Below are 13,146 nucleotides of genomic sequence, written 5' to 3' on the forward strand. Positions count from 1 at the left end.
AAAGCGCCTTTTTGCATTTAGTCCGCGAGTAATTACTTCGCAGCTACAGGTGTCGTTAGGTCGATGCTATAAATCGCAAAGCCGGCTACAACATCAGCTGTTTTAGGTAACTTCACCATTTTACGTTGTTGATTATCAGCAACAAACTTGTCTGCAACATCGCTGTCTTGGGTTTCAAAACGAATGTCTAATGCAACAGTCGCATTATCAATAGTTTTAAAATCCCAGTTGTAATCAGCTGATGGATCAACCATAGCATCATATCCGCCAGTCGCATTTGGTCGTGATTGCTCAGTAATATAAGCTGATAATGCATCACGGTTGGTATCTGGCAGTTCTAGCACAACGTGGTCAGAACCGGTACCGGCAAATGAACCACCAAAAGCACGGTAGTTATTTGAAGCCACAACAAACGACATCGCTGCTAATTCATCACCCGTAATAACCGTTCCGTCAGGTGCTGTGTATGCTAAGTCAACAATACGATTTGCTTCAGCGTTAACGACAGCACAGCTTCGGTCAAACTTAGTTGGTTGAGTTACATCAATTTTGTAAGTTAAGCCATCAATAACGTCGAAGTTATAGGTTGGGTGGCCTGCGCGATTAATCAAATTTTGTGGAGCACTGACGCTTGGGTCAATTTGATTAAACTGGTTGGCAGAACATTCTAACCAATCTTTTAGTTCCGCACCGGTAGCTTTAACTGCAACCATAGTATTTGGGTATAGGTATAAGTCAGCAGCGTTCTTATACGAAAGGTCGCCAGCATCAACTTGTACATATTGGCTTGCATCTCCTTCAGCATAACGTCCACCGGCTTTAAATGGTGCCGATGCTGACAAGATTGGCAAATCTTTTAGATCATCAGTAATTAATGTTTTAACACGCGCTATTTGAGCATTAGATACAATCTGAACCGTTGGATCATCTTGAACTAACGTTAAGAAGCTGTACATGTTAGCGGCAGCAACCCCAATAGGTTGGCTAACATATTCGATAGTACCATTGTGTTCAATTTCTATTGCATCACGTAAGCTAGCTTCACCTTCAACTAATGCTACTTTATTAGCATTGTCGTAAATTGGGCGTGCTTTAGCAGTTGATTCTTCATGAATTACGGTCCATTTCCCTTCTACTTGGCGTACAACTAAGTCAACCACACCTAAGTTATCACCCCAACGACCAGGCATTACAGCTGGAATGCCGTTTAATAGCCCTTTTTCTACGTCGGTGTTCGGTAAATCGCTATAGCTTGCTGCTGGGAAAACTGAGTGGCTGTGGCCAAAGAATATTGCATCAATACCATCAACATTGGTGAGTGCATAAGTGGCGTTTTCTGCCCATGGATCGCCAGGGTTTTCACTTGAACCAATACCAGAATGCGGAATGGCTAAAATAATATCAGCACCTTCAGCTTTCATTTGCGGAATAAACTTATTAGCCGCTTGAACAATGCCTAAGACTTCAACTTTACCGTCTAAGTTAGCTTTATCCCATTGTAAAACCTGTGGTGGTACAAAACCGATATAACCGATTTTGATTGTGTGTTCATTACCGTCAACATCGATAACAACTTTGTCTTTAATTATATACGGTGTGAACATGTTTTCATTAAATAGCACATCACCCCAGCAACCATCTTTATCAGCACAAATTACGTTCGAGTTAATGTAGGGGAAATTTGCACCCGATATTGATTGCTCAAGAAATGTTAAGCCATAATTAAATTCATGGTTACCAATATTACCTACTTCATAATCTAGTGTATTCATTGCTTTGTACACTGGGTGTGTGTCGGTTAACATGTTGCTGTCAGTTTTGAATTTATTGGCAATGTAATCCCCCATAGGGCTACCTTGCAATAAATCACCGTTGTCTAATAAAACTGAGTTAGTGACTTCGGCGCGTGCTGCATTGATTAAACTTGCTGTACGTACCAGACCAATGGTCTTATCATCTTTCCCTGAGTAATAGTTGTAATCCATCATATTAGTATGAAGATCAGTCGTTTCCATTACACGTAACTTGATATCTGCAGTAACAGTATTTGTTTGATCGTCATTATCAGAGCCGCAACCGCCGAGTCCCAGTGCGCCAGCGATAACAACGGCAAGAAGTGTTTTATTTAACATATTCTACTCTCTATATTTATTTGACCCCGAGGCGTATTTTTTGTTTTTGCCTCTTACGTAGTGTTAACGTTCCTTAACTATTTTGATAATAAAATGAAAACACCGCGGTGATTATAAGCATAAGATATGAATAAATTGTGATGGAACGCTGAATTAATATGATTAATGAGTGCGTTCGCGCAATTAATAGCCATAAAAAGTGATAAAAAGCTGACTGGCTATCATTGTATTTTATATTAATTTTTCTGTTTACTTAATAAAGACTAAGACTAAGACTAAGACTAAGACTAAGACTAAGACTAAGACTAAGACTAAGACTGGAACTATGAACTTATTTCATGGTTTACTATGAATAACACTTATGTCACTAAATATATAAATTCTGCTTATTTAGACTAAATAGTCATTATAAATGTAATAATATTCACTGTGCTGGTTAAAATTAATACGACCAAAACCATAACGGGTATGGTTAATAATAGAATTAAAATCTTAATATATTAAGGTTTATCCTTTAATCAACCTTTGCTAGGTAACAGCGTTTTAATACTTGCATCTTTACCTTTTAGTTATCTGTACCATTTCATCGGTACATGATCTGTTAAATTAAAAATATGTATTTGACGCGAGTGAAATTAATATGATTATTCTATTGCTTCAATCATATGGCAAGGCAGATATTTAACGATTATCAATGCGAGTACTAACTCTCTGGTATAACTCATCAATCGTAGTCTCAATGGCCTGAATATCATATTGCTGGCAATATTTATTAGTTTATGGATATCAGCAAAGTACCATAAACATTAATAAACGGATTGTTGATATTTTTTGGTGCTATTTTGTTGCTATTAACTTAGTCGGCTCAATGTTTTATTGATGAGTTAGCAACAAAAAACCGAGCAATCGTGGTAATTGCTCGGTTTGTTTTTTGGTTACTGTCAAAACCATCGCTGGTTATGTTTCTACCCTATTTGGTGGGTATTAATCACAGTTTCATTATTATTTATGGCTTAATAATGATTTTTACTGTGGTATCAACGTCTGCTTCATCAATGTAGCCAATGGCATTTGGATTGCTTGCAATTGCTGATTTCATCGCACTTGCACCAGAAACCGCAGGAGGTGGAGTACCTTTACCTGTGAAGACTTGCTTAGACCAAAATGCTTTCAGTTGAGCATCTGACTTACCGGTAACAGCTTGATGAAACTCACTGCGAATAGGATTACCTTCTTCTAATTCGTAAACGACGACTGAAGAATCACCTTTTCCTAAAAAAGCTTTTTTTACATCATTAATTGAAATATCTGCAGCAGCAGGATTGCCAATAATCACTACAGCAGCATTAGCTGAGGTAACGGCAGTTAAACTTAGTGCTAAAATTGTTAATAATTTTTTCATTATCATACCCCTTAAAATACTGCGTCGAATTTAACGGTGTAAATCAAGGTGTCATCGTAAGTGAATTTACCTGTTGACGTGTCCAAGTTGTTGCCTAAGAATCCACCTGAAGTGTCACCAAAATCATCGGCGTAGGTGACATCAAATTTAATCGCAACGTTATCAATTGCATCCCATCGCAAACCAATACTGTAAGCCATACGTTCAGCATTAAAGGCGACCATCTGAATTGCAGCCGCTGTAGATAAAGGTAGACGTTCATCATTATCTTGAGTTTTCGTATAAGCAACAGTAGCGTAAGGCGTAAATTCCTTAATACGATAGCCTAATGTTAAGTAACCAGAATCAATATCAGGGTAAGCGTTATCAATTTCTGAACGAGTCCATTCTGTTATCGCAATGACTTCACCATTGTCGTAACTTGCACCCACTCCGACGAAAGAACCTTTATCATCATCAAGTTCTAATACCGTATAGTTCGCTTGGGTGTTCACTCCAGGCGCTAATGTTACGTCAACTTCATTAACAATAGGTCCGTCTAGTTGTGCTTGAGCGTATACGGCACGTAAAGTCCATATTTCGTCAGTCCAGCTCAGGTTAGCACCCATAAGGTTACTGAGTTCAACCGCTGAATTTTTAACATCTGACTCACCACCAAAGGCTTGCATTGTTAAGGTTGAGTCATCATATTCAACATCGTATGACACGCCAGCGCCTGTGTAAGACGAAAACGGAATAGCGCCGTATACTTCTTGTGGTGGACGAGCAAATGGCTGTGCGTAGCCAACATCTAAGTAATCAGAGTACATGAATAAAGGGACTCGCAGTTTACCACCACGAATCTTGACGCCGTTTTCAAAGCGATGAGATAAATAGGCCCATTCTGCTTCAACTTCCCAGTCGTATTTACCGCGCATCATTAACTGTAATACTGCTTGAGTATTGTCAGAAATGTTAAAGGTACCTTGTAGCCCTAATTTACTGTCTTCGTTAAAATCAGCACTTGAATTTGCATTATTATAACCAGCATCATTGTCAGAGCTGATATAGGCTCCACTAATAAAGCCGTTAAATTTTACTTTGTCAGTTAGGCTAGCATTTTGTTGTTTTTGCAGCGTTTGAACTTGCTGCTCTAACTTAGCTATTTTTGCATCAGCAGCTTCATCTGCTGTTGCTAGGTTAGGTATCATTGCCATTGATATTGCAACAGATAATACTTTTAAATTAAACTGCATGGTGTTACTCCTTGATCATCACTCAATATGCCTTTAGGGCTTATATTTTTGGTTTTCTGCTACTGCATTTACAATCAATCTCACACCTTAAATTGGTTAGTAATTGATTGTAGTCTTTCACTTATATTTTGAATATCAACACTGATCCCTCCCATATCAGCCGTCGTTACCCTGACTTTCTGTGAACCGGCTTCCATTTCAGCTACATATTGCTGAATCAACACCGAAGTTGTATGTTGTTCTTCGGTGGCAGCCGCAATTTGGTCATTAACCTCTGATATTGCACTCACTTTACCTGTGATACGTTGTAAGGCTTCACCGGCTAAAGAGGTTGATTTAACCCCTATTGCTGCAGTGTTAATACCACGAGCCATCGCGTCAACGGCTTGTTTAGACGTGGAGCGTAATTCTTGTAGCACTTGTTGGATTTCTTGGGTCGAGGTTTGTGTTCTAGAGGCCAATGTTCTGACTTCATCTGCAACTACCGCAAACCCGCGCCCATGTTCACCAGCACGCGCGGCTTCAATCGCAGCGTTAAGTGCGAGTAAATTAGTCTGATCTGCAATACTTCTTATCGTGTCTAATATGTCATTAACATTATGGGTATATGCGTCCAATTGATTAACGACAACCGCAGTTTGCTGTACTTCTTCAGCCAAGGTATTAATGGTAATAACAGCATCGTTAACAATAACAACGCCTTGTTTTGCCTCAGTGTTGGCATTCTCAGCATCAAGCGCTGCGCTTGATGCGTATTCAGCAATATGAGTAACACTGACAAACATTTCTTTCATGGCTTGTGAAATCTGCTCAATGGATTCATTTTGTTGCTGTACATTGAGTTCACTGTATTGACTACCACTGAGTAACGTTGCTGCAACTTCGGTTAAATTTTCAGTGGTATTCTTTGTATCGGCAATAGACGATTGAAGTTTAGACACAAATTGATTAAACCAATAAACAAGCTGTGCTATTTCATCTTTGCCTGCATACTGAATCCGTGATCGTAGATCGCCTTCACCTTGGGATATGTTACGAAGTGACTGGGTTACATTGTCGATAGTACTAATAATTGATTTATTAACTAAGACTCCTACTACAATCATGACGACTGTAGCCGCAATACCAATGAGCATTAGACTATTTTCTGCACGTTCAGTACTGGCTATGGTTAATTGGATCCGTTGCTCAAACTCTGTTGAATAATCTTTCTTCTTGGCCGCAAATTGTTTAACTAAAGTTTGATATCGCTTGGCATTATCTGTCGCTTGAGTTTGAATTTTACTAAAGTCAACATCATCCTTTATAAACTCGGCAGCAAGGCTTCTAGCATTTTCATGATAAAGGGTAATGTCACGAATCAATTGCTGTGTATTTATTTCTTCAGCTGGAAGTAAAATGGCTAACTCATTTAAATTATCCGTAATTTGCTTCACCATCGTTTTAGCTATGTCTAAGCTGTCTTCTTCGCCTGTGGTTATTGCTGACTGAATAGTTTGATCTAATTGCAGTAACAACCCTTGATTTATGGTTGCTAGATTAAGTGCGGGATAAAGTTGGTTCTGAAGTCCGTTTAACCGTTGTGCATTGTTTTCACCAGTTTGATTGTTAATAATTAAAGAAATCACAAACGACAAAATGGCGACAACAGTAAGTAGGGTAATTCTGTGCTTAATTTTTAAATTTGTCAGCAGCATATAACCTTATGTAATCAATTTATTTAACATGGTTACAATAATATCACTTTAAATAATGGGATAAAATCACTAACAAAAGCTAAAGCTTAATAAACAATCACATTGCGATGTTAGTATTGTTCAACTCGTTGGAAATACAATATTGATTTTGTTTTAATATAATAAAAATGTTATTTACCCCGAATAGGGTGTTAATTTAACATTATGATTATAAACAAGTTTTATTGGCGATGAATATGTTATTTTTTGTGAGTTAATATAGTTTATGTTTGATTTAACATATTTTAATTGTGAACCATCAAGATGAACTTTTTATGTATTCGAAATGATTTCGAATTAGGTAAGTACCGCTAGCGTGAGAACGATATCGTTAATGATTTTTGTTACTTTATTATCAATGATAGCGGCTTTAGATTATGTAAAGCCGCTATTGCTTTAAGGATAATGGTTAATGGTATTAATAGCCGATGGCGGCAGAACCCGCGCGTCTTGGATCTGAAGCGCCAAAAAGACCTTGCTCTGTCATCATTATCGATTGAGTACTGCCAATCGACTCTTGCACTTTCACTTTGTGACCTTTGGCTTCAAGTAATGAAATAGTATCGCGATTCAATGTATGTTCCACCCAAATAAAATCAGGTAACCATTGGTGATGCATACGTGCAGCAGCAGTTGCTTCGGCAATGTTTAAGTTATGATCAATCACATTCATGATCATTTGAAGCGTAATATTAATAATCCGCGAGCCACCAGGGCTGCCGGTAACAATGAAAGGTTTGCCATCTTTCATTACCATGGTTGGACTCATGGAGCTAAGAGGGCGCTTATTTCCTTGCACTGCATTTGCTTCCCCACCAATTAAGCCATAACCATTAGGGGTACCTGGTTTAACCGAAAAGTCATCCATTTCATTGTTTAATAAAATCCCAGTGCCTTTAGCGACTAAGCCTGAACCATAACTGAAGTTAAGGGTATAGGTGTTAGCAACAGCATTGCCCCATTTATCGATAATCGAGAAGTGGGTAGTTTGATCGCTCTCATATGGTGCTAGTTTCCCCGGCTTAATTTCGCTGCTAGGGGTGGTTTTATTGATGGCGATTTTACTGGCAATCTCTTTTGCGTATTGTTTGCTAGTCAATTGTTTTACAGGAACAGTAACAAAATCAGGGTCGCCTAAATACTCACTACGATCAGCATAGGCATATTTCATGGTTTCGGCCATAAGATGCAAAGTGTTTGCGCTATTGTGGCCTAATTTATCAATGGGGAATTGTTCGAGTACATTGAGCATTTCGATAATATGAATACCCCCTGAAGATGGCGGCGGCATAGATACCACTTCGTAGCCTCGATAATTACCTCGAACCGGTTCGCGCTCAACAACTTTGTAGTTAGCTAAATCAGTTAAACTCATTACCCCGCCAGCATTTTGGACCGCAGAGACAATTTTTTCAGCCGTTTCACCTTGATAAAACCCTTTACTACCTTTCTGGGCAATCAACGATAAAGACTGTGCTAACTCAGGTTGTTTGAGCAATTCATTGACTTGATAATTACTGCCGTCGGCATGGTAGAAAATTGCTGCTGAACTTGGCCATTGGGTTATGCGTGACTTAAGGCCCGCTAATGAGTTTGATAGATCTGAAGTAACAACTATACCGTCTTTGGCGAGCTTAATCGCAGGCTTGATCACTTGCGCCATTTTCATGGTGCCATATTGTTTTAAGGCCAGTTCCATCCCCATAACGGTTCCAGGTACGCCCACAGCTAGTCCATGCTCACGACTGAGTTTGTCAACTGCATTGCCTTGTTCATCAAGGAAGATATCTTTGTGCGCTTTAGCAGGGGCTGTTTCACGGTAATCGATAGCAATGGTTTTATTTTGCTCGGCTAAATGCACTAGCATAAAACCACCACCACCAATATTACCCGCGCGAGGTAAGGTTACTGCAAGTGCATATGCCACTGCTACGGCCGCATCGACCGCGTTGCCACCTTGTTTTAAAATATCAACACCAATTTGGCTAGCTATGGCTTCTTGGCTTGAAACCATGCCATGCTTAGCATAGATTGGCTGAGCCGTTGCCATTTCACTGAAGATTGAAGCTTCATTTGCTTGGCTGTCAGCAATATGAAGCGCAGGATAACAAAGTGTGAGTGTTAATGCGGTGCTCAAAAAAAGCGGTGTTAATTTAGGGAATCGTGTCACGATCAATCCTTGGTGTGTATTGAGAAGATACTGTGATAGAACATGCCACATGATAGCAATAATTGGTATGAGTTTTAGCGGTTGAGTGTTATTTATTATAGGGTAGGTGTGGGTGGAACAAACACAAACGCGAGTTTATCAATATAAATTTGTTAATAGTATTAGCAATATAGATTCTTCAGTATGGAATATTTTTTTTGGATCATCTCATCCTTTTACCCGGCATGAATATTTATCCGCTCTGGAAATGAGTCGCTGTGTTAGTGCTGAAACGGGTTGGACGCCGATGCACCTTATGGTGATGGATGGCGATAATATTATTGCATTGATGCCCTTGTACCTTAAAAGTCATTCTTGGGGGGAATATGTGTTTGATTGGGCATGGGCAGAAGCTTATGAGCGTCATAATATAGGCTATTACCCTAAGCTTGTGGGCAGTATACCTTTTACTCCTACAACTGGGCGACGTATTGGTATTGACCCAAGGTTACCAAAACCCGATCAACAGCCCTTGATTGACGGTATTCAAACCTATCTGTCACAAACTGTTATTAAACAGGGCTGGTCATCTTGGCATTGTTTATTTACCAATACCGAGCAACATCTACAGTTTGCACAAGCAGGGGTAATGGAGCGTGTTGGTTGTCAGTTTCATTGGCACAACCAAAATTATGCTGATTTTAATGACTTTCTGAGTACATTAACGTCACGTAAACGCAAAAACATCACTAAAGAACGAATTTCTGCAAGACAACAGCTACAATTCCGATTTATCGATGGCGATAAGGCGAGTGCAGAGCAATGGCAGGATTTTGTGCGTTGTTATCAAAATACTTATTTAAAGCGTTCGGGTCATAAAGGGTACTTGTCGGCAGCATTCTTTGAGCAGATAGCAGCAACAATGGGCTCAATGATCCGATTATTATTGATTGAAAATAGTGACGCACAATTAGTGGCATCAGCATTATATTTTGTGTCAGACACGCATTTATATGGTCGTTATTGGGGGGCGTTAACAGAATGCGACTATGTCCATTTTGAAGCATGTTATTACCAAGGCATTGAGTACGCTATCGCTAATCAATTATTAGTTTTTGATGCAGGAGCACAAGGCGAACATAAAGTGGCTCGAGGTTTTCGTCCTGTGAAAACCACCTCAAGCCATTTTGTTGCTCATGAAGGTTTTAATGATGCCATCGGTGCTTTTTGTCAACAAGAGCAAGCTCATATCGACATTTATATACAGCAAATGTGCGAACAACTGCCGTATAAATCGATTGAAAATACATAAAATAATATGAGGTTAATTACTCATCAAATGTGCTTTCTGGGTTAGCCTAGCGCTAGCCAAATACCAACCAGTATCATTAAACTTCCGGCGATACGATTCATCCAGCGGATATTATCGCCTCGACTTAAAAATAATCGTAAACTCTTACCGCCGCTGGCATAAGCCAGCATCGACACACTTTCGGTGACCATTATAATACTAAGCAAAACGGCGAGTTGTGGCCCAACGGCATTATCAACATTAATAAACGGCGGTAATAGCGAAATCATAAAAGCCCAACCTTTAGGGTTGGCAATCGCGGTAATAAATCCTTGGCTGATTAAGCTCATGCGACTGGCTTTAACTTCAATACCAGTGATGATGGCCATTTTGCCTTTAGCACGCCACATATTAATGCCAATGTAGCCAAGGTAAGCGCCACCCACCCACTTAAGAATATCGAACACCTGTGGGTAATTTAGCATGATGCTAGCAACCCCAAGTACTGCTGCAATGGCGACCAACGCCACGCCCACTAATTCACCTAACATCATCCATAAGGTTCTGCGTACACCAATACTCATGCCGAGTGTCATGGCTAAAGTCATGCACATACCGGGGGTGATAGACACAAAAAAGAACGTTGGAATAAACACAGCGAGTACGGCGTAATCTGGCATTAGAAAGGTCTTTGATTAGAATGTAGATGGCAGAGTGTAAAGGCCTAAAATGATAAAAACCAGCAATTTGCTGGTTTTTATGTATCACTTCGTGTCGATAAAATTACAGCACGCCGCGTTTCATTTGATCGCGTTCAATCGATTCAAACAACGCGGTAAAGTTACCTTCGCCAAAGCCAAGGTTATTTTTACGTTGAATGATTTCAATGAAGATAGGCCCAAATAGATTTTTGGTGAAAATTTGCAATAAATAACCGTCATCATCGCCATCAACCAAAATCTGGTGATGCTTGATACGGTCGTGATCTTCGGTCACTTGTGGCAACTTCTCGAAAATGGTGTCGTAATATTCAGGAATAATATCCAGTGTTTTGATTGAGGTGCCTTCCATAGCATCGAGTGAGGCCACAATGTCACGACTTCTGAATGCCAGATGTTGAACACCTGGGCCATTGTATTCACCTAAGTATTCATCAATCTGATTTTTGTTATTACCTTTACCTTCGTTAATCGGGATGCAGAAACTGCCGTCTGGAGAGCGTAGCGCATAAGATACCAAAGCAGTTTGAGCGCCGCTGATATCGAAATAACGCACTTCGGTAAAACCAAAAATGTCTTTATAAAAGTTAGCCCATTTTTCCATGGTGCCTTTGTAGACATTATTGGTTAAATGGTCGACTTCCATAAAGCCTTTCTCAGGCGTTACGATAGGCTGTTCTAAATCGACAAAGTCAGTTTGATAAATATTGTTTTGTTCACCAAAAGTGTCAATAAAATAAATCAGACTGTCGCCGATACCGTAAATAGCTGGGTAGGGCATGTCTTTATTGGCATCATCGGCTGGTTTTGCACCACGGGTAACGGCTTCTGTAAATGCAAACTGTGCATCTTCTACACGCCAACCCATTGAACAAATAGCCGGACCATGAGATTTGGCGAATTCTGCAGAAAAGCCTGCACGGCCTTTATTCAATAGAAAGTTAATGTCATTTTGTTTGTAGTAAACAATGTCATTATTTTTGGTTTTTTTTAACATCGAAAAACCAAAATCAATGAATACTTGGTGCATGTATTCTGTATCTGGGCTAGCAAATTCGGTGAATTCAATGCCTAAAAGGCCCAGTGGATTTAGTTCGCTTGCCATTTTGTTTTCCTTTATTTTATGTCAACACGCAATCACTCTTTGGTGACTTGGGTTAGCTATAAATGTGGTCTTAGTTTTCTAACCAAGAGCGGTTGTAATCATCACTCATGCAATTTTTGACATGAGCGGTTAAATTCAGTGGGGCGAAGGTATCAACCATCACCGCATATTCGTATGTTTCGGTTTTGCCGATAGAGGCTTCTGTACGACCAGGTTGAGGCCCATGCGGCACACCTTTTTGGTGTAACGTCATATAGCCCGCTTCAATACCTGTACGGCTCATAAAGTCACCATCGACGTAATACAAGACTTCATCGCTGTCGATGTTGTTGTGGTAATAAGGTGCTGGTATCGATTTCGGATGAAAATCGTATGGGCGTGGCACAAAGTTACAAATGACAAAATTGTGTGCAGTAAACACTAAATGCTCAGACGGTGGTAAATGAATCTTGCCGACTTTGGGTGCATATTCACTGATGTTAAATGCCCAAGGATAAACGCAACCATCCCAGCCTACTAAGTCAAATGGATGCCATTGCAGTGTCATTTTTTGATAGCGATCACCAAATTTACACATTAACGGAAACGCACCTTTTTCAACCACGGCATCAGCCAAGGTTGGCGTACGAATGTCTCGTTCACAGTAAGGTGCAGATTCAAGCATTTGGCCGTATTCGTTTCTGAAATGCTTTGGCACTTCGACCATTGAGGATGATTCAATAACAAACAAGCGTACATTTTGATAATCGTTAAATTTAAGTTGGTACGTGGTCCCGCGTGGAATAATTAAGTAATCCCATTTATTGGTTTCAATGACACCGTATTCACTCAATAATTGGCCTTCACCCTCGTGAATAAACACCACTTCGTCAGCATAGGCATTTCGATAAAATTCATTGGTGTCTTCAGTCACTTTCGCGGTGTACATGGCGACATCATTATTGAAAAATATTTTATTTCGGGCGCTAAAAAAGTTGCCTTGGCAGTCGGCTTGGCGCGAGTCTAATTTGTAATTTTGAATTAATGAGTCTTGCCATTGTTCACCATGAGATAACGAGTAAGGTTGAACGTCTATCGCTTTGGTTGGCATATTGTGATGATATTTATTGGAGTAGATATTCGAAAAGCCATGGGTTGAAAATAATTCTTCACGGTACAACTCGCCATTGTCTTTTTCGAAGGCAATGTGACGTTTGGTCGGGATCTGACCTTGTTTAACATAGAATGGCATCTGATTGTCCTATGGTGAATCGACTGCGAGTGTCGTGGCGTTTATGTTATTTGTTGTTATGGCCTAATCGCATTGGGCAAACCAATATGTGATCTAACTTACAATTTAGTGGTAAAGATCAACAAAAAAAAGAATAATAAATAACT

At 39.7% G+C, this 13,146-nt stretch carries 9 protein-coding genes; 1 reads left to right on the top strand and 8 read right to left on the bottom strand.

The window, feature by feature from the left end:
- Positions 1 to 32 precede the first annotated feature (32 nt).
- The 5 genes from CXF88_RS11170 to ggt form a co-directional block, all read right to left on the bottom strand.
- The gene (locus CXF88_RS11170) at positions 33 to 2,132 is read right to left on the bottom strand and encodes a bifunctional 2',3'-cyclic-nucleotide 2'-phosphodiesterase/3'-nucleotidase (RefSeq protein WP_101086902.1); all 2,100 of its coding nucleotides are present in this window, start codon (positions 2,130 to 2,132) and stop codon (positions 33 to 35) included.
- Positions 2,133 to 3,138: 1,006 nt separating this feature from the next.
- Positions 3,139 to 3,534 carry a phosphate ABC transporter substrate-binding protein gene (locus CXF88_RS11175; RefSeq protein WP_101086903.1) on the bottom strand — a complete coding sequence of 132 codons (396 nt, stop codon included), beginning with the start codon at positions 3,532 to 3,534 and terminating at the stop codon, positions 3,139 to 3,141.
- 11 nt (positions 3,535 to 3,545) lie between these two features.
- The gene (locus CXF88_RS11180; protein WP_101086904.1) at positions 3,546 to 4,769 is read right to left on the bottom strand and encodes a hypothetical protein; all 1,224 of its coding nucleotides are present in this window, start codon (positions 4,767 to 4,769) and stop codon (positions 3,546 to 3,548) included.
- Positions 4,770 to 4,849: 80 nt separating this feature from the next.
- Positions 4,850 to 6,466 carry a methyl-accepting chemotaxis protein gene (locus CXF88_RS11185; protein WP_101086905.1) on the bottom strand — a complete coding sequence of 539 codons (1,617 nt, stop codon included), beginning with the start codon at positions 6,464 to 6,466 and terminating at the stop codon, positions 4,850 to 4,852.
- A gap of 457 nt (positions 6,467 to 6,923) precedes the next feature.
- Positions 6,924 to 8,642 (bottom strand): gamma-glutamyltransferase, encoded by a 1,719-nt coding sequence (gene ggt, locus CXF88_RS11190; protein WP_242445152.1) that lies wholly within the window; start codon positions 8,640 to 8,642, stop codon positions 6,924 to 6,926.
- 145 nt (positions 8,643 to 8,787) lie between these two features.
- Here ggt and CXF88_RS11195 point away from each other — a divergent pair, with 145 nt between their 5' ends.
- Positions 8,788 to 9,966, top strand: coding sequence for a GNAT family N-acetyltransferase (locus tag CXF88_RS11195; protein WP_101086907.1), 1,179 nt, complete (start codon positions 8,788 to 8,790; stop codon positions 9,964 to 9,966).
- Between the two features lie 41 nt (positions 9,967 to 10,007).
- On the opposite strand, the gene CXF88_RS11200 is transcribed toward CXF88_RS11195, so the two are convergent.
- The 3 genes from CXF88_RS11200 to CXF88_RS11210 form a co-directional block, all read right to left on the bottom strand.
- Positions 10,008 to 10,625: a LysE family translocator gene (locus CXF88_RS11200; protein ID WP_101086908.1), complete on the bottom strand. Its 618-nt coding sequence runs from the start codon at positions 10,623 to 10,625 to the stop codon at positions 10,008 to 10,010.
- A 103-nt stretch (positions 10,626 to 10,728) separates the two neighbouring features.
- Positions 10,729 to 11,769: a 4-hydroxyphenylpyruvate dioxygenase gene (gene hppD, locus CXF88_RS11205; RefSeq protein ID WP_101086909.1), complete on the bottom strand. Its 1,041-nt coding sequence runs from the start codon at positions 11,767 to 11,769 to the stop codon at positions 10,729 to 10,731.
- 70 nt (positions 11,770 to 11,839) lie between these two features.
- Complete coding sequence (locus tag CXF88_RS11210) at positions 11,840 to 13,000, bottom strand: homogentisate 1,2-dioxygenase (RefSeq protein ID WP_101086910.1); 1,161 nt, start codon at positions 12,998 to 13,000, stop codon at positions 11,840 to 11,842.
- Positions 13,001 to 13,146: the final 146 nt, after the last annotated feature.

This window comes from Shewanella sp. ALD9, from assembly GCF_002836315.1.
Lineage (GTDB): Bacteria > Pseudomonadota > Gammaproteobacteria > Enterobacterales > Shewanellaceae > Shewanella.